This window comes from Borreliella carolinensis, assembly GCF_032595855.2.
Lineage (GTDB): Bacteria > Spirochaetota > Spirochaetia > Borreliales > Borreliaceae > Borreliella > Borreliella carolinensis.
Map to the genome: position 1 here is coordinate 75,782 of NZ_CP132453.1, position 18,741 is coordinate 94,522.

Consider the following 18,741-nt stretch of genomic DNA (forward strand, 5'->3'; position numbering starts at 1 on the left):
ATGGACAATATATTAATTATAAAAAATCTTTGCAAAGCATATAAAAAAAATAAAACAAAAATTCAAGTAATAGAAAATTTAAACTTAACCGTAAAAAGGGGTGAATTTATTTCAATCCAAGGAAAAAGTGGCTGTGGAAAATCAACTCTTTTTAACATGATTTCAGGAATTGACAAAATAGATTCTGGAGAAATAATATCGTGTGGAATATTTTTGAAAAATGCAAATGAAAAAACACTAAGTTTGTATAAAAACAAACAAATAGGTTTGGTATTCCAAAATTATAATTTAATAAATGAATTTAGTGTAATTGAAAATATAATCTTACCTCAAATTATTTCGGGCCAAGAAACAAAAGAAACAATAAATAAAAAAGCTTTCGATCTCATGAAAATATTAAAAATAGAAAACAGAGCAAATCATTATCCTTCAGAGCTCTCAGGAGGCGAATCACAAAGAGTTGCTATTGCTAGAGCACTAATCAATGAACCGAATATAATATTGTGCGATGAACCTACGGGAAATTTAGACTTAAGCACAGCTAAAACTGTAGAAAATCTACTTATCAATACAGCAAAAAATTTTAAAAAAACATTAATACTGGTTAGTCACAATCCGCAATTTGCAAACAAAGCAGATTCAAAATATGAATTCAAAGATAGGACATTAAAAAAAATATGATACTAAAGCTACCAGAAATTATAAAAATTGCGTATTTAATTTTTAAAAATTCAACAAATAAAATAGCTTTAATAGGCTCTGGAATATCATTAAGTTTAGTAATGATTCCATTAATTATCGTCTACTATATGTCTAGCAACATTATGACTTCTACTATTAATAAATATATTGAAAGTGAAGGATTTTCAATGCAAATAGAATACAACGATACAAATATAACTTATTATCTAAAAGACAGATTAAGCTCTCTTAAAAAAAAATATAATTACAAGGATTTGAATTATTTTTTTGAGAAAAGAACTTATGGAATTATTGGAAATAATAAAAAACAAGGTGTATTAATAAGAGCAATAGAAAATAAATTCATATTAGAAAATAAATCAATAAAATTAATAAAGGGTACTAAAAATTTAAAAAAGGATTCTATACTCATTTCAAATCAAATAAAAAATAAACTTAATTTAAATCTTAATGAAAAAATTGATGTTTTGATTCCAAATACAAAAAATAACAAAATAATGCCCAGAATAAAAAAATTTAATATCTCAGGAATAATTGAAACCGGATTAAAAGATATCGATAATAATTTGGTGCTGATTTCTTTTGAAAACGAAAATTTAATGTCAAAAAAATTTTCAAAAAGCATACTTGGACTTAAAACAAATTCCAATTCCATAAAAAACAATGAAATCTTAAAACAGAATTTAGAAACCGAATTTCAAGAATTCCAAATAAAAACATTCTATGAACTTTACTCAAATAAATACAATAATCTAGATATAAGTAAAAAACTTTTAATATTCATTATGGCTTTGATTATAATATTTGCAAGCATCAATATATCTTCGTCCCTTTCAATGCTTATTTTTGAAAATAAAAAGAAAATTGCAATACTAAAATCAATTGGAATGAATAATTTAAACATAAAAATAATATTTCTTTTGATATCGCTCACATTAAGCACCACCTTTTGTGGAATTGGAATAATAATTGGAAATTATTTAACACTTAAAATATCTTATTTAATAAATTTTGTTGATAATGTTTTAAATTTTTTTTTAAAAATATTTGGAGAAGAAAATTCTGAAATATTAAACTCAGAATATTACGTATCTGAATTTCAAATACATTTAAGCTTAAGCTTTAGCTTAACACTTCTTGGCCTTTATATGTTGATAAACATTTTGACCACACTGATTCCGCTTAACATTGTCTCAAATCTAAAAGAAAAAGAAATCTTAAGATAGTTTTAAAGCTCTATTTAATCATAACATTATAAATTTTAATAGAAGAAAAATCTTTTTCAATTGTAGGATAAATCTCATTTGGGAAAATCGTACTAATTGTGAAACTCTGCTTGGATTTAGATTTTAAAAAAGAATTGGCAGAAGAGATTAATTTGCGTCGCAAAGACCTAATGATCCTACCCTCCTTATCAATATAACCAATTTCAATCTCCAAATTTTTAATAACATCTTTTGAAGAATTGAAAACTTCTATCACAGTATTTGCCTTATAAATCCCAAAAGACTTTTGAAAATAATTTCCAATATATTTAAATTTTAATATAAAAGAATCTGAGTCAAGATTTATGCCAATTTTATCATCAACATTTTCAAAAAAATCAATGTCAATAATATCTAATACTATTTTTTTAGGATTAACATCGATAGCTCTTGGTATACTTGATATAACATCAATTGGGATATAAACATCTTTGCCCCATTTTGCAGAAAAATCACTTTCTTTAGAAAAAACCTGATTCAGCACAGATTTGCCAAGATCATCGTAAACTGTAACTCTGTAAGAAATCTTTTTAACAGGATACGTTGTTGAGACAACCCCCGCCTTAAGCTGATACAAATGCGCATCTTCAAACACCAAAACTTTAGCATCCTCTATTTCTATGTAATAGAACTCTTTGGGGCTTGAAATAAGATTAACAGCTTCAACTACTAAATCAGTAGCCATGGTAATAGGGGGAAGACCTTGCGATGTGAAAGAAGGAGTAAATTTTTCTTTTAAAGCCATTTTACCATTCCCATTCATACCCATGAAACTCTGAAAAGATCTGTAAGTAATCAAAGAAATACAAAATATTAAAATAGAACTTATAGCTAATATTAACATTCTGTTCTTAGATTTCTTAAATTCATAATAGTCGATTAAATCTAAATCATCTCTTATTCCGAATTCTTTTGCTTGCAAAGTCAAATGGATCATTTTTTTTTTAGATTCTTTAGTATCTACCCTATCAGCAATTTCTTTAAAAAGAAAAAAAAACAAACTAAACATTGATTTATCGTGAAGAGAATAAAAATAGATAGATTCAAGCTCTCTAAAAGCAATATCTATCTTGCCTATATCAAAAAATCTTTTGGCTCTCGCATAAGACCTTTTAAAATGGAGTCCTATATTTTCAATATCATTATCAGAAATATCTGATACTTCAATAATATTTTTAATACTATTTGTGCTTAAAATTTTGTTTTTATACTTCCTAAGTTTTGATAAATAAATCTTAATTCTATCTTCGGATGTTTTACTATTCATTATCTTCTAATTCATCAACTTTTTTCAAAAGCCAATAAGCAATATTTCTAGCAGTAGTCTTTGTAATAGAAATTCCTATAAAAGAGTTGATTAATACTATTTTCCCCTCTTCCCCACTTTTAAGCTCTTTTGAAGCCTCTTCCAAAACACCTTCTTTAGTTTTTGTGTAAGCAATCTCTTCAGAAATCTCTGTGGACTCAAAAACAAGATCGCAAAAAATCTCTCCTGTATTAGTTACATTCCCATAAATATTATTAACAGGAACTAATTTATAATCTTCGGCTTTCTCAAACCTATAAATTACTTCTTTCATATAAACGAGTATATCATAATCAAAAAACATAACCAATAAACAAAATTTATACAAAAAAATAAATTTGAATTTTAAAAAAAAATGATTATTAATTAATAATCATTTTAAACTTTTTTTGTTAAGAAAAAAATAATGATATAATAATTAAAGGCTAAAAATTAATACAAAGGAACTTATAAGGATTATGGATTTCAAACAAATAAAAAGCAATGTCGAAAAGGTTAAATTTTTAAGAAAAGATTTTCCTATTTTAAATAAAAAGTTTGACAATAAGCATATAATTTATTTTGACAATGCAGCAACTTCTCAAAAGCCCAAAAACGTAATTTATTCTAACGTTGAATATTATGAAAATTACAACGCAAATGTGCACAGAAGCGGGCACAAATTTGCAATTCAATCGAGCATAAAGATAGAAAAAACAAGAGAACTTGTGAAAAATTTCATTAATGCAGAATCTGCAAAAAATATAATATTCACCTCTGGAACTACTGATGGAATCAATACTATTGCAAGCTCATTTTTTTACTCAAAATACTTTAAAAAAAAAGATGAAATTATTCTTACAACTCTTGAACATAACAGTAATTTGCTTCCTTGGGTAAATCTTGCAAGTTTGGCTAATTTAACAATTAAATTAGCCAAGTTCAATGAAATGGGAATTATTACCCCTGAAGAAATTGAAAAACTTATTACAGAAAAAACAAAACTAATTAGTATTTCAGGAATAAATAATACCTTAGGAACCATTAATGATTTGGAATCTATTGGAAAAATCGCAAAAAAATACAATATATGTCTTTTTATAGATGCTGCACAAATGGCACCCCATATAAAAATAGATGTTAAAAAAATTGGCTGTGACTTTTTGGTATTTTCTGGACATAAAATGCTTGCTCCAACAGGAATAGGAATTTTATACATTTCAAATAATATGGCTGAAAAACTTCATAGCTCAAAATTGGGAGGAAATACTGTAGAAGAAATATTTATAGAAAATGAAAAAATTAAATTCAAATCGTCTGATGCTCCTAATAAATTTGAATCAGGAACCCCAAATATTGCAGGAATTGTCGGGCTTGAAGAAGCAATAAAATATATCAATAATATTTCTATGGATTTTATTTTAGAGCATGATCAGCAGTTAATCGAATATGGGGTTAAAAAATTACAAGAGCTTGATGAAGTTGAATTTATATTAAATACAAATCTTAAAAGAAATTCAATAATATCATTTACAGTAAAAAATATTCACTCCCACGATATTGAAACCTATCTAGATACAATGGGAATAGCAACCAGAGCCGGAAAAACTTGTTCATATGTAGCATTTTTCCCAGAAAATTTAAATAAAAACCATCTTTTAAGAATTAGCTTTTATTTTTATAATACTCAAGAAGAAATTGATAATTTTATATTGGGATTAAAAAAAGTAATAAAAGAGCTTTCATAAAAATTTATAAAATAAAGATCTTAACAAAGTTAATCAAAAATTTGATTTTTGATTAACTTTAATTTTAGGATCATCTTTTATTATTGATTTAATAAATCAAAGAAAATAAAATTAAATTATGCTCACTGAAAAAACTAAAAAAGAATTAATAAGGCTTAGTAAAGTAAATAATTACGTAATAAAAGTAGAAACAAACCAGAATTTCAAGCATCAATCCAAATGTGGAGATCAAATTTTATTCCAAATAATAGAAACAAATAATGGACAATTTAATTTAAAACATCATGCATCTGGATGCATAGTTTTACTTGCAAGTGCCAACGCTTTAAATAAATTGTGCAATAACAAACCAAAGCTCGAAATTCTAAATTTAGTGCAAAAAGTGATAAACAATGATTTTGAAAATCTAGACGAAATTGACACAAGTTTAAGAATTTTTGACGTATTTACAAATACAAATAGAAAAGACTGTTTTTTACTGCCATACAAATCATTAAAAGATAGTTTGGAAAGCTACAAGCCTTTAAGGAGAGCTATTAGATGAAAATCTATTCACACTCATCAATCGGATATGAAGGAGAACTAATTGAGATTGAAATAGACATAAAAAAAGGAATTTCTGGAATTGATATTGTAGGACTTGCTGGGAGTGAAATTAAAGAATCAAGAGAAAGAGTAAAATCGGCTATCAAGAATTCAAATTTTAATTTCCCTAAAGATAGAATATTAATAAATCTTGCACCAGCCGGAATTAAAAAGCTTGGTACAGCTTTTGACCTTTCGATTGCTATTAGCATTATTAAAATCCAAGAAAGCAAAGATAATAAAAATTTAGAAATCTTAATATTGGGAGAATTACAATTAGATGGCAAAATAAGATCAATAAAAGCGGTTTTACCAGCAATTGCTCTTGCCAAAGAGAAGGAAATAAAATTTGCAATAGTTCCTTTTGAAAATTTAGAAGAAGCCCGCCTAATAGATGGTTTAAATATTTGGGGTGTTAAAGATTTAAAAGAAACTATAAAAATTATAGAACAATTAAACGGCAATATACTTCCTCCAAGAACAAATACCAAACAATCAAAAATTGAAGAAGATTCTATTTTAGATTATGACTTTAAGAATATAAAAGGACAACAAAGAGCAAAAAGAGCAATTGAAATAGCAATTGCCGGTGGACATAACATCATGCTGTTTGGTCCACCTGGAAGCGGAAAAACACTTAGCATTAAATGCGCCCAATCTATTCTTCCTCCACTTACAAACAAAGAGCTTATAGAAACAAATAGAATATGGTCAATATCGGGAAAATTAATAGACAGCAAGATAATAAAAAAAAGACCTTTTAGAAATCCTCACCATACTGCCAGTAAAGAGGGAATAATCGGAGGGGGCCCTAATCCTTTACCTGGAGAAGTGTCTCTTGCCCACAACGGAATATTATTTCTAGATGAAGCTTTGGAATTTAAAAAATCTATCTTACAATCTTTGCGCGAACCTATTGAAGACAAATCAATTTCAATCTCAAGGGCAAGTTCTAAATTATTCAAATACCCTGCCAATTTTCAACTAATACTTGCAATGAATCTTTGTCCTTGTGGAAATCTTGGCAAAAAAAATACAGACTGTTTTTGCTCACAACAAGAAATTTCAAATTATTGGAAAAAACTTGGAGCTGCAATGCTTGATAGAATTGATATTAGAGTTCCAACAAGAGCAATTAATAATGAAAAATTATTCAGCGAAACAAGCGAAAGTTCAAGTGAAATAAAAAAAAGAATAATAAAAGCAAGAAATATTCAAAATATAAGATACGAAAATTTTGCAAACATAAATAAAAATTCCGATCTTAATTCCGATCACATTGAAAAATTTTGCGAATTAAGTGCAATCTTAAAAAATGATTTGATTTACATTCTAAACAAACTCAATATATCTTCAAGAGCAACACATTCAATACTAAAAATTGCAAGAACAATCTCCGATTTAAAGGAAGAAAAAAACATTTCAAGAGAAGCCTTACTTGAAGCAATTGAACACAGAAAAAACGGAGAAAATATGCTTGAAAAATGAAAACCCCCAATATTTAGGGGTCTTTATACTAAAATTCTATTTTATCGATATAGCTTTTAAGCTGATTAGCAGAACTGTTAAACCTCTCAAGCTCTTTAGGGCTTATCTTAAAGTTTAAAACTTCTTTGACTCCTTCTTTGCAAACTATGGCAGGTGCTCCAATATAAATATCTTTAACTAATCCCCCATACTGACCATCGATATAAGAAGATATTGGCAAAATAATATTCTGATCTCCAATTATTGCATTTACAATATTCTTAATACCAAGTCCAATAGCATAATAGGTTGCCCCCTTAAGCTTAATCACCTCATAAGCAGCATTCACAACCTTTTTATGAATTTCATCAAGCTCAGGCTCGGTTATTTTGCCTTCAGCAAGATATTCTGATAAAGGTTTCATTGCTATTTTTGTTTCATCCCAAGTAGCAAAAGAACTGTCACCATGCTCACCCATAATATATGAATGTATATTTTGAGTGTTTACATTAAAACGATCACTTAAAAAATATCTAAGTCTTGAAGTATCAAGAATAGTGCCAGTACCAATAACCCTATGAATAGGAAATTTGGAATATTTCATTGTAACATAAGTCATGATATCTACAGGATTACTTGCAACTACAAAAATACCATCAAAACCACTAGATACAACATTAGTTACAATATCTTTAAAAATTTTAGAATTTTTATCAACCAAATCAAGTCTTGTTTCACCGGGTTTTTGATTAAGCCCTGCTGTAATTACAACAATATCTGCATTAGCACAATCTTTGTAAGTTCCAAACAATACATTAATATTCTTCTTTAAAAACATTTGGCCATGATTAAGGTCCATAACCTCACCTTTTGCTTTATTTTCATTAACATCAATAATCACAAGTTCATGTACAAGCGAATTGTCTATTGTCAAAGCATAAGCAAAGCTTGAACCCACTCCGCCAGCTCCAATAAGAACAACTTTATTAGACTTAAGCATAAATTACTCCATATAAATTTAAAACTACATACAACTAATTTTAAATAAGTAATGATAAAAATATTCTATCGCATTTTCAAGGGCTTTGCCAATCAAATGACTTTAAAAATTAAAAACAAATTTAATTATCATTGGATTTTAGAACCGCTAGAAAAGCACTTTGTGGAATTTCAACATTTCCCACCATCTTCATTCGCTTTTTACCTTCTTTTTGCTTTTCTAAAAGTTTCCTCTTACGAGTAATATCACCACCATAACACTTGGCAATAACATCTTTTCTAACAGGAGAGATTGTCTCTCGAGCAATAACATTAGAACCAATAGCACCTTGAATAGCTATTCTAAACTGTTGTCTTGCTATTTCATCTTTCAATTTTTTACAAATCCCAATAGCCTTAGTTCTGGCACTATCTTTAAAAACCAACTGAGATAGTGCATCAACTCTATCTCCATTGACTAATATATCTAATCTTACTAAATCTGTATACTCATAATCTAAAAGTTCATAATCAAAAGAAGCATATCCGCGACTTACAGATTTAATCTTGTCATAAAAATCAAAAAGTATTTCAGAAAGGGGCATTTTATAAATAAGTTCAACACGCTTAGTATCAAGATAAATCAAGTTTGTCTGCACTCCTCTTTTTAATAAACACACGCTCATAATATTTCCCAAAAATTCTGTAGGAACAATAATATTAGCCTTAATATAAGGCTCAAGAACGCTTTCAATAGCTTCGTTTCCAGGAAATTGCTCGGGAGTTTCAATAAAATAAGGCTCTCCCTTTTTAGGGATTATTTTGTATCTAACAGAAGGAGAAGTCAATATCACATTTAAATTAAATTCGCGCTCAATGCGTTCTTGAATAACTTCTAAATGCAAAAGACCAAGAAATCCGCATTTAAAACCATGACCAAGCGCCGATGATGAATCTTTTTCAAATGTTAACGACGCATCATTAAGCTTTAATCTATCCATTGCCTTTAAAAGATCATCATATTGATTGGCATCAACCGGATACACCGAAGAAAACACTACAGGCTTGACTTCTTTAAATCCCTCAAGAGGAGATAATGCAGGAAAATCACAAAGGGTTACTGTATCTCCAATCTTCACATCTGATATATTTTTTATTCCTGCAATAAAATATCCAACATCTCCTGCTTCTAGACTATCTTTTTTTTCAAGTGATATTTTAAAAATTCCAATCTCTTCAATTAAATGCTCGCTATTAGTATGCATTAGCCTAATCTTATCGCCTGTTTTGATTTGTCCTTCGAAAATCCTAAAATGAACAACAACCCCTCTATAAGAATCATAATGTGAATCAAAAATTAATGCTCTTAATGGGTCCTTAACACTTCCTTTAGGAGATGGCACGTACTTACAAATAGCTTCAAGCAAATCATCAATTCCTATTCCATTCTTAGCAGAAATCAAAATAGCAATTTCTTCATTTAATCCTAAATCATTTTTTATTTGCTTTTTTACAAAATCAACATTAGCATTCGGAAGGTCTATCTTATTAATAACAGGAATAATTTCTAAATCATGCTCAAAAGCCATATAAAAATTAGAAACTGTTTGAGCCTGTATTCCCTGGCTTGCGTCAATTAATAAAAGAGCGCCCTCACAAGATGAAATTGCTCTTGAGACTTCATAAGAAAAATCAACATGGCCTGGAGTATCTACAAAATTTAACTCATAAAAATCACCGTCATTACTTTTATAAGTAATTGTTACTGCCTGACTTTTTATTGTAATTCCTCTTTCTCGCTCAATATCCATACTGTCAAGCATTTGACTTTTAAAATCACGATCGGATATTATTTTGGCCTTTTGAATAAATCGATCAGCTAATGTAGATTTACCATGATCAATGTGTGCAATAATGCAAAAGTTTTTCTTACGAATACTAATACTACTCCCCCTCTTGAACTACAAGTCAAGATTTAAAAATTATTTTTTTTAAAATATAAAGAATTTTTAATTTGACTTCTTGATTTCGCAATATAAGGAGAAAATCCTGGTGCAAGATCTACTATTAGTTTCCAAGTATCTATTGCTCTAAATTTATAATTGCCATTAGAATATGCATAAGTAGCAGCAGCAACGTTATAAACTATTTCCCAAAAATCTGTAGATTCAAAAGCATTTTTTATTGCCTTATACTCATTAATTTTTTGAACAAAAGACCTTAAATTTCTAAACTGATACACAGGTTCATAATAACAAACATAATCATACATTCTTGTTAAAATTCCTACTGCAGCTATAAGTCCATGAGTAATTGAAAGTTCATAAGCTTTTAAGCGCAAATAAACTTTTGACAATAATTGATGAGTATCAATAACATTGTAGTTTTTAAATCTATAAAGATTAAAAGTAAAATCAATACCAAAAGCTCCTCTTACTTGTTTTAAATAAGAAGTTAAATAAAATGAAACATTAAATTCATTATTTGACATACTATTTTCGCCTTGAGAATAATCATGATAACTGTAATAATCTTTTTTAGTTGAAAACTTGTTTAATATGTCATTCAAATAATCAATCGTATCAACATAATTATTCTCAAGTTCAGCCATTTTAGCTAAAGAAAAAAGTATTTTTTTTTCAAAAGATTCATCTAGTAAATAATCTTTGTCTTCAAAAGACTTGTAAAGGTTTAATTTTTCAAGAATAGCATTGCCAGACATACCATAAGCTACTGACAAATAATAGCTGGCTTCAGGATAAACGCCCTTTCTAAGCAAAGCTTCCTGCAAATAATTAATAGCCTGTGTAAGATTAGACTTACTAAATTCAGATTTAGAATAAAGAAATTGCCTGCCTTTTTCAAGTAAAATCCAATACGGAAAATTTTTATTACTTGACGAATTCGAAAAAATAGAAAAAGGCAAAGCAAAAAACAATAAAACCACATTTCTCATAATAATAAATATATTAAATTAACTCATAAATTACGAGAAAATTTAATATTAAAAGAAATAATAAATCAAAATTAAACAAACTTAAATATCATTAAGAATACCATTACAAAAAGAGCAACAGATTCTATTAATCCTAAAACTAATAGATATGTAGCAAATCCTTTCCCAGTCTCAGAAAATGCATCACAAGCACCTGCTGCTGCTTTACCTTGAGCAAATCCAGAAACAGCAATAGCAAACCCACCACCAAGACCAGCTCCAAGCAACAACCATGGATTTGTCTGCATCATTACCTCATATAATGTGTTCATCAAAATATATCCATATATTATTTGGGTTAATGGTGCTGAAACAAAAACGATCAATAAAAATGGCGCTGGCTTTCCTTGCATATAGCATCTCTTCCATGCTCCAATAGCAGCACTACCTGCTGCCCCCATGCCCAACGCAGAACCTATTGCTGAGATTGTTAAAGCTGAATTAACTCCTATTAAACCTATATCCATAAGTACTCCTTTTTATTTATTTTTTCATTTTTCTAAAAGGCTTATAAGCATATCCACTCCATTCTTGCCCTAAATGGTTTGAAAATTCAAGCATATTAAGCCTTACTCCATGAACAATTACTGAAAGTAAAGATAACATTATATTTAAAACATGCCCAAAAAGTATAACAATAATTCCGGCTACTACAAAACCAATATTAGAAGATTTTAACAAAGGTATTGACATAGTATTAAAACTTGCTGAGATTGAAAGTCCTGCAAGCCCAACTGCAAAAAGTCTAATATAAGATATTATATCTGCAAACCCCGACACAGTGGTTAAAAACTGCTCTATAATACCCCCAAAACTTTTCAATATACACTTGAAAAAATTTGAGCCATCTTGCTTACTAAAAACAAATACAAGTGCAACGCCAAAATATATTACATTATAAACAGCATTATACATGGGAAATCGAGATTGACTTAGTATTAAATTCAAAACAAGATAATAAAGTCCAAATATACACATAAGCCAACCAATCTGTGCAATTGAATGAATATAAGGCTTTTCCTTTACTTGTCTTAAAAAATTCCAAGTATGCGCTAATGAAATTTGCAAAACTCCTATTGAAAAACAGATAAAGATAATATTTTGTACACTATTTTTCTCTGTCAAATAACTAACTTTAAATGAATTTAAAATAGGAAACATTTCAAGAATTAAAGGACTACCAAACCAAGTCCCAGTCATGGCGCCATAAAGTATTGATGATATACTTAGATAAAATATTAACCCATGAACTGGTGTTAAGGGCTTGCCCTTAAAAAGAAAACTCAAACTAAGCAAAATTCCTATCAAAAAAAATATCACTCCATAAGCTGCATCACCTATGATCATACCAAAAAACACAAAGAAAAATAACATAAAGATAAAACTTATATCCCTTTCTTTATACCCAGGAATTGTCTCTAAAATATTAAAAATAGGTGCAGCCAAATTGGCAATTCCTTTTCTTTTTATATAAGTTGGAATAATATCATTTTCTCCAGGATCTGCAAATTGCACCGCAAAACCTGCTTTTAAAACTGCGCTTTTAAGAGATTCTTGACTTTCAGCTGGAACAAAGCCTGTAATATACGAAAAATCCTCAAAATCGGTTTGCATATCAGCTAAAACTTGCTCAAACTCTACTATTTGATCGTAATTTTTTATCTCATCTCTTAAAATATCAATATATTTATTAAAAAGAGAAATTTGAGTCAATTTTTGATCTAAAATCTCATCAACAACCTTTAATTTATTATTAATATAATTAAGATCATAATTAAACTTAAACTCATCAGCAATTTCAATTTTTTGCTCAAACTCACCAACACTCACAAAATAAGAAGTGTTTTTTACGTTTTTAATCAAAAACACATTAACATTAGGGTCTCTTAATAAATTTTTATATTCACTTTTTTGAATTTTAAAAAATTGAATATAAATGTTAGACTCTTTCAATTTATCAATATTCTCTAAAGAAAAATTTCCCCAAACAGAAATCAAATTCCTTTCATGTAATAAAGATCGCTTAATGTCTTGAAATTCTTTAATTTCATTACCTAAATTGACTATGCTTTTTGCAATATCTAAAAAATTTCCATTAGAAGATTTTAAAGCTTTAACGCCCCCATCTTCTCTAAGCAAGGAAAAAGCTTGTATTAAAATTCGCCTATTATCAATGCTTTTTTGCAAAGATTCTGAATTCTTGTTGCAAGAATTAATGTGAACTGCTCCAAAGTCTCTTAAAATCTCTAATGATTCTTTTTTATATTTTGATAAAGTCAAAAGTAAAACTTTTTTCATTTTTACAATCATAAGCTGTTCCTATTTTTTTTTATCAAACTAGATTTAGCAATTTTACCTCTTACAACAGCCGCGGTTTGCTGATCTCCAAGATATATATTAATTTTTTTTATATTAGCCTTAGCTGTTGGTATCATAACTTTTTCAAATAAATTAACCCTCTGAGATGTTACTCGAAACTCTTTTAAAAGCAAATTGATCTGTTTTTTTAAAATTTTAAGTTCTACATCAATTTGAATCACAATTTTAAGAATTTCAATCCCCTTATCTACCCAATAAGGGGTAAAAAGTAAGTCATGCCTTATCTCTTCATATTCAATAGAATCGAATATGGGAATTGCAACCCCTGCAATATTTAAAGACTTTTTGACTACTGTTTTTACCTGAATCCAACTCTCAAAAGGAAATTTTTCGCTAAAAAGAGAAATCCAATTAGAAATACTCTCCTTAAGTTTTTGTTGCTCAAGTTTTTTAATTCTACAAGAATTCTCAATTTTAACAATTTCCATATAAAGCTGTTGCTTTTTAAGCTGCAAAGTAGGTAAATATCTCTTAAACATTTTAAGTTCGTCTTTTTGCTTTTTAAGATCATTTTTGGTTAATTTAATTTTAGACATACTCAATAAGTCTCTTTTTTAGGCCAATACTTTTCAATAAGGTCTGTTTTTATTCCCGTTTCTTTTGGACTAAAACAACTAGCAAGAATCTCCCAACCCAAATCTAAAGCCTCTTCTAATGGAATATTAACAGACAAATCCATCATCTTGCTTTCAAACATATTGCTATACTTGAGCAATTTTTCATCCCACTTGGTCATATTAAATCCCATAGCCTTTTTTTCTACAGACTCTTTTGAAGATGCATAAAGCTTGATCATTGAATCCATTATAGTTCTATGATCGTCTCTAGTTCTACTATTTACCATTTGCTTAAGCCTTGAAAGCGACCCAAAAGGCTCTATTCTGCCGCCCTTTAAATAATACTGGCCTTCTGTAATATACCCAGTGTTATCAGGAACAGGATGAGTAACATCATCACCCGGCATTGTTGTAACCGCAAGTATTGTAATCGATCCTGCACCTTCAAAATCAATAGCTTTCTCATAACGATATGCAAGCTGAGAATATAAATCTCCAGGATAACCTCTATTAGAAGGTACTTGTTCCATTGTAATAGATATTTCTTTCATCGCATCAGCAAAATTTGTCATATCTGTAAGAAGTACCAAAACTTTTTTACCCTTAAGGGCAAACTTCTCAGCAACAGAAAGCGAAATGTCAGGAACAGTTAAGGATTCAACAACAGAATCATTAGCAGTATGAACAAAAAAAATTGCCCTACTTAAAGCTCCACCTTTTTCTAAAGAATCTTTAAAAGTTAAATAATCATCATTCTTAAGCCCCATTCCGCCAAGAATTATTAAATCAACTTCTGCTTGAAGCGCAATTCTCACAAGCAGCTCATTATAAGGCTCCCCAGAAACAGAAAAAATTGGCAATTTTTGAGATTCAACAAGAGTGTTAAAAACATCTATCATCGGAAGCCCCGTTCTTATCATATTTCTAGGAACAATCCGTTTTGTAGGATTTGCAGAAGGCCCCCCGATTTCAATCAAACTATCATCAAGAGTAGGACCTCCGTCTCTAGGATTTCCAGAACCATCAAAAATTCTACCCAACAAATTGTCAGAAAATGAAACCTGCATTGAATGGCCCAAAAATTTTATTTCGTCTGACGTAGAAACACCTCTTGTACCACCATAAACCTGAAGAGAAACTTTCTCTCGATCAAGCTTAATCACTTCGGCTAGAGAACTTGTATCTTTTGCTTTCACAATAGCAAGCTCACCATACTTAATCCCTTGAGCTGTAACAGTTATTACATTGCCTGCTATAGACTCTATTTTACTATAGACTCTTTTCATATATATATTTCTCCAAACCCCTAAATTACCTTTTTAAAATTTATCAATTCATTCAAAGCATGCTCCAATTTATTAAACTTATAATCTTTAAAATAAGAAAGATTCATGTCTAAAAGATTTTGCCTTAATTCATTTATAAAATCTCTTGCTTGAAGTTTATCAGAAAACTCAAAGTTGGCTTTAAGAATGTTGTAAACTATATCAAACATATAATTTTGACGCTCTGAATTTACAGCAGCATCAACAGAATCAAATGAATTTTGTTGTAAATAACATGCATCAAGAAGTTCAGATTTTAAATAAATTAAAAAATCCTCGTTACTTATGCCCTCCTCCCCAACAACTTTCATCATCTGATTGATTTCGTTGCCTTTTACCAAAAAAGATCTTGCATATTCAGTCTTTTCAGAATCAATAACACCCTTATATTTGCTCCAAGATTCAAGAGGGCTAATTGCTGGAAATTTCCTAGCATCAGACCTTTCTCTTGTAAGTCCGTGAAATGCTCCTACAACCTTTAAAGTTGCTTGAGTGACTGGCTCTTCAAAATTACCGCCAGCAGGACTTACAGAACCACCAACTGTTACAGACCCAATATCGCCATTATTAAGAACTACAATGCCTGCCCTTTCATAAAAGGAAGCAATAATAGATTCAAGATACGCCGGAAAAGCCTCTTCACCGGGAATTTCTTCAAGACGACCAGACATTTCTCTCATAGCTTGCGCCCATCTTGAAGTTGAATCTGCCAAAAGAAGAATATCAAGTCCCATTTGCCTGTAATACTCACCAATAGTAATAGCAGTATAAACGGAAGCTTCTCTGGCTGCAACTGGCATTGAAGATGTATTACAAATAATACAAGTCCTATCCATTAAAGATTTACCGGTTTTTGGATCCATTAACTCAGGAAATTCCTTAAGAGTTTCGACCACTTCTCCTGCTCGCTCACCACAAGCCGCAATAATCACCACATCAACATCAGCATTTCGACTTGTAACCTGTTGAAGAACTGTTTTTCCAGCTCCAAAAGGCCCCGGAATGCAAAAAGTTCCACCTTTGGCAACTGGGAAAAATGTATCTATAATTCTAGTTTGAGTCAACATAGGCTCACTAGGAATAAGTCGTTCCTTATAATTAGTAATAGGAATTTTAACAGGCCAATGAAAAGACATTGTAATATTATGCTTCATGCCAGAATCATCTTCAATTACAGCAATTTGCTCATCAATCGAATAGTCACCATCATTTACAATCTCCACAATTTTATAAGAATCTCTTTTATAAAATGGAATCATTATTTGATGGTGAACAGTTCCCTCAATCACAAAACCTAAAAAATCACCCGCAATAACGATATCTCCAACCTTGGAAGTTCTTTTAAAATTCCACTTTTTATCTTTATTCAAGGGCCTTAAATATACTCCCCTTTCTAAAAAAAATCCACATTGAATAGCCAATTCCGGCAAAGGATTTTGAAGTCCGTCATACACTTGAGTTAAAAGGCCTGGCCCAAGTTCAACTGTTAAAAGCTTGTCTGTAAATTCAACTAGATCCCCAACAGATATACCTTTTGTTAATTCAAAAACTTGTGCATCAACTTCATTGCCTCTAACACGAATTACTTCGGCTTTTAAATTTCTACCAGCGGTCTTTACAAATAAAACTTCATTCATAGAAACTGAACCTTCTACCTCAATAGTAACCAAGTTTCCATTAACTCCAACGACTTTTCCTTTTGTATTCATCTAAATTCCTTTTCTAAACTTTTTCATTAGTTTTATCAATTAAATTTTTACAAATATTGTCAAAATTTTGAATACCCAATTTTTCTTTAAATAAATTATGCCTTAAAAATAACCTTAGCTTTAAAAAGTAAATTATTAATTTCTCAAAATCAAATTCATGCCCAACCTCAAGATCAGTTAAAAATTGCCACTTAAGAAGATCAAAACTTAATTCTATTTCAAAAGGATTTTCTTTCAAACAGATATTTTTCAAAATACTCAGATAGTAACTTGAAAAATAAGCAGATTCTAAATAAAAATCCTTAGACAACCCCAATTTTTCTGCCCTTAAAGCCGCAAGTGTATATCTTATTGCATCTTCAAAATCAAGGAAAAGATCAATAACTTTTGACTTACCCCTATCTACCTTAAATTCTAACAATCCTTTTAAAAAATCAAAGTCCTTTTTACTTAAAGAAATTTCGACATTATTCAAAAAATCTGAAACACTATACTTTTTCAAAGATTTTAAATCAATATAAGGCAAAGAAGATAAAACATAATAATATGAATCCAACACAAAAGTCTCCTAGACCACTTTTATAACTTCCTTAAATCTTGGATTAAGATAATCAAAAAGAATGTCTGCAATAGTTTCAGCTGAAAAATCATAATGCAAACCAATATTCTTTTTTTGAATCTTAAAACCTTTGCTTATGCCTCTGAAAGGTCTAAGCTCCATTCCTTCCTTAAGCTTATTGCCAAGCTTTAGTTTTAATATCTGTTCTAAACTAGAAAAATCAGATTCATTTAATTGAATAACTAATTTTTCTCCCTTGGCCCATGAATCTGTTATTTTAATTATAAGCTCTGCTAAGAAATTATTATCACTAAAAACTTCTGATACATTATCTTTTAAAGCATTTTTAAAAAGAGATTTAAGATTCTTTTCAACGCCAATAATTAAATCCCTGATGGCCTGACGAGAAGCTTCAAGAGCATGAGATTTATAATCATTAGCTTCTTTTTCTGATTTTACCTTTAATGCTCTAGCGGCTTCTTCTGCTCTAGCAACTATTTCTTCTGCCTCTCTTTTAGCCTTCAAAATAATATCATTAGATGCTCGCTCAGCTTCTTCAAGCCCATCTTTTTTAATTTTATTTATCAGATCCTTTACTTCAAATTGCATTAAAACTCCTTATCATACAACATAAAAATAATAACTTAACACTTATTAGCAAGCAAAGCTTTTCAAAAGCATACAATAAATTTTTAATATTAAAAATTTCTCAATATTAAAAAACATATCAAATTGACACAATAATACTTCTTTAATGAATATATTTATTCTCAATTATTAGAAATAATACAACCATTAAAAAAACGGCCCAATAATTTTATAAACATTGCCATCAAGCACTATATCAAGATTTTTGCTTGGAAATTTATTTTTAAGTCCTTCTCTAAAGATTTCAATACCCCTTTTATTTATCTTATCCCAAAATTCACCATCAACAAAATTTAAAGTTAATATCTCAATAATAATCAAATAACCTCTTCCAAACTTAGATCCATAGCCTGACGTAAAAGTTGTTGTAACGCTAAAAAGACCATCCAAAAGACCATTTGCAGCCTTGCCCCTAAAAGGCCTGTTGGGGTGAATATCATAAGAATTGCCAAATTCATTCTCAAGCACAAAATCAACATCAAGGCAAATGTGAAACAATACATTTTCAAATTCATTAAATTTTGATATATTCACTTAAA

At 29.5% G+C, this 18,741-nt stretch carries 18 protein-coding genes; 5 read left to right on the forward strand and 13 right to left on the reverse strand.

Translation table 11 applies throughout. The features are described from left to right. Complete coding sequence (locus QIA46_RS00390; RefSeq protein WP_317268051.1) at window positions 1–681, forward strand: ABC transporter ATP-binding protein; 681 nt, start codon at window positions 1–3, stop codon at window positions 679–681. Beyond that, entirely contained in the window at window positions 678–1,928 is a 1,251-nt protein-coding gene (locus QIA46_RS00395) for an ABC transporter permease (protein WP_301341281.1), read from the forward strand. The genes QIA46_RS00390 and QIA46_RS00395 overlap by 4 nt, the downstream gene beginning before the upstream one ends. A 10-nt stretch (window positions 1,929–1,938) precedes the next feature. Here QIA46_RS00395 and QIA46_RS00400 read toward each other — a convergent pair whose 3' ends face one another. Continuing rightward, window positions 1,939–3,237, reverse strand: a complete 1,299-nt coding sequence (locus tag QIA46_RS00400; RefSeq protein WP_317268555.1) for a hypothetical protein — start codon at window positions 3,235–3,237, stop codon at window positions 1,939–1,941. Then, a complete protein-coding gene (locus QIA46_RS00405) occupies window positions 3,227–3,547 on the reverse strand; it encodes a hypothetical protein (protein WP_184107592.1) in 321 nt (106 codons plus the stop codon). Before QIA46_RS00405 ends, QIA46_RS00400 begins: the two co-directional genes overlap by 11 nt. A 184-nt stretch (window positions 3,548–3,731) precedes the next feature. Between QIA46_RS00405 and QIA46_RS00410 the strand changes: the two genes are divergently transcribed. From QIA46_RS00410 to QIA46_RS00420, 3 genes are all read left to right on the forward strand, one after another. Further along, window positions 3,732–5,000 carry a cysteine desulfurase gene (locus tag QIA46_RS00410; RefSeq protein WP_317268052.1) on the forward strand — a complete coding sequence of 423 codons (1,269 nt, stop codon included), beginning with the start codon at window positions 3,732–3,734 and terminating at the stop codon, window positions 4,998–5,000. A gap of 118 nt (window positions 5,001–5,118) precedes the next feature. Further along, entirely contained in the window at window positions 5,119–5,544 is a 426-nt protein-coding gene (locus QIA46_RS00415; RefSeq protein ID WP_317268053.1) for an iron-sulfur cluster assembly scaffold protein, read from the forward strand. Beyond that, window positions 5,541–7,073 (forward strand): YifB family Mg chelatase-like AAA ATPase, encoded by a 1,533-nt coding sequence (locus tag QIA46_RS00420; RefSeq protein WP_316255981.1) that lies wholly within the window; start codon window positions 5,541–5,543, stop codon window positions 7,071–7,073. The genes QIA46_RS00415 and QIA46_RS00420 overlap by 4 nt, the downstream gene beginning before the upstream one ends. Before the next feature lie 28 nt (window positions 7,074–7,101). Here the strand turns inward: QIA46_RS00420 and QIA46_RS00425 are convergent, their stop codons facing one another. The 11 genes from QIA46_RS00425 to QIA46_RS00475 form a co-directional block, all read right to left on the reverse strand. Further along, complete coding sequence (locus QIA46_RS00425) at window positions 7,102–8,052, reverse strand: L-lactate dehydrogenase (protein ID WP_301611314.1); 951 nt, start codon at window positions 8,050–8,052, stop codon at window positions 7,102–7,104. Between the two features lie 121 nt (window positions 8,053–8,173). Then, a complete protein-coding gene (gene lepA, locus QIA46_RS00430) occupies window positions 8,174–9,973 on the reverse strand; it encodes a translation elongation factor 4 (RefSeq protein WP_317268556.1) in 1,800 nt (599 codons plus the stop codon). Window positions 9,974–10,005: 32 nt separating this feature from the next. Continuing rightward, on the reverse strand, window positions 10,006–10,986 hold the full coding sequence (locus QIA46_RS00435; protein WP_317268054.1) for a hypothetical protein: 981 nt from the start codon (window positions 10,984–10,986) through the stop codon (window positions 10,006–10,008). 71 nt (window positions 10,987–11,057) lie between these two features. Continuing rightward, window positions 11,058–11,492 (reverse strand): ATP synthase subunit K, encoded by a 435-nt coding sequence (locus QIA46_RS00440; RefSeq protein WP_004790144.1) that lies wholly within the window; start codon window positions 11,490–11,492, stop codon window positions 11,058–11,060. A 16-nt stretch (window positions 11,493–11,508) separates the two neighbouring features. After that, complete coding sequence (locus QIA46_RS00445) at window positions 11,509–13,335, reverse strand: V-type ATP synthase subunit I (RefSeq protein WP_317268055.1); 1,827 nt, start codon at window positions 13,333–13,335, stop codon at window positions 11,509–11,511. Continuing rightward, window positions 13,332–13,940 (reverse strand): V-type ATP synthase subunit D, encoded by a 609-nt coding sequence (locus QIA46_RS00450; RefSeq protein WP_317268056.1) that lies wholly within the window; start codon window positions 13,938–13,940, stop codon window positions 13,332–13,334. The genes QIA46_RS00445 and QIA46_RS00450 overlap by 4 nt, the downstream gene beginning before the upstream one ends. Before the next feature lie 2 nt (window positions 13,941–13,942). Continuing rightward, entirely contained in the window at window positions 13,943–15,247 is a 1,305-nt protein-coding gene (locus tag QIA46_RS00455; RefSeq protein WP_014023350.1) for a V-type ATP synthase subunit B, read from the reverse strand. 20 nt (window positions 15,248–15,267) lie between these two features. Next, window positions 15,268–16,995, reverse strand: a complete 1,728-nt coding sequence (locus QIA46_RS00460) for a V-type ATP synthase subunit A (RefSeq protein ID WP_317268057.1) — start codon at window positions 16,993–16,995, stop codon at window positions 15,268–15,270. A gap of 13 nt (window positions 16,996–17,008) precedes the next feature. Then, entirely contained in the window at window positions 17,009–17,554 is a 546-nt protein-coding gene (locus tag QIA46_RS00465) for a hypothetical protein (protein WP_317268058.1), read from the reverse strand. 9 nt (window positions 17,555–17,563) lie between these two features. Beyond that, entirely contained in the window at window positions 17,564–18,163 is a 600-nt protein-coding gene (locus QIA46_RS00470) for a V-type ATP synthase subunit E (RefSeq protein ID WP_317268059.1), read from the reverse strand. Between the two features lie 186 nt (window positions 18,164–18,349). Beyond that, the gene (locus tag QIA46_RS00475) at window positions 18,350–18,736 is read right to left on the reverse strand and encodes a hypothetical protein (RefSeq protein WP_301341292.1); all 387 of its coding nucleotides are present in this window, start codon (window positions 18,734–18,736) and stop codon (window positions 18,350–18,352) included. Between the last annotated feature and the right edge of the window lie 5 nt (window positions 18,737–18,741).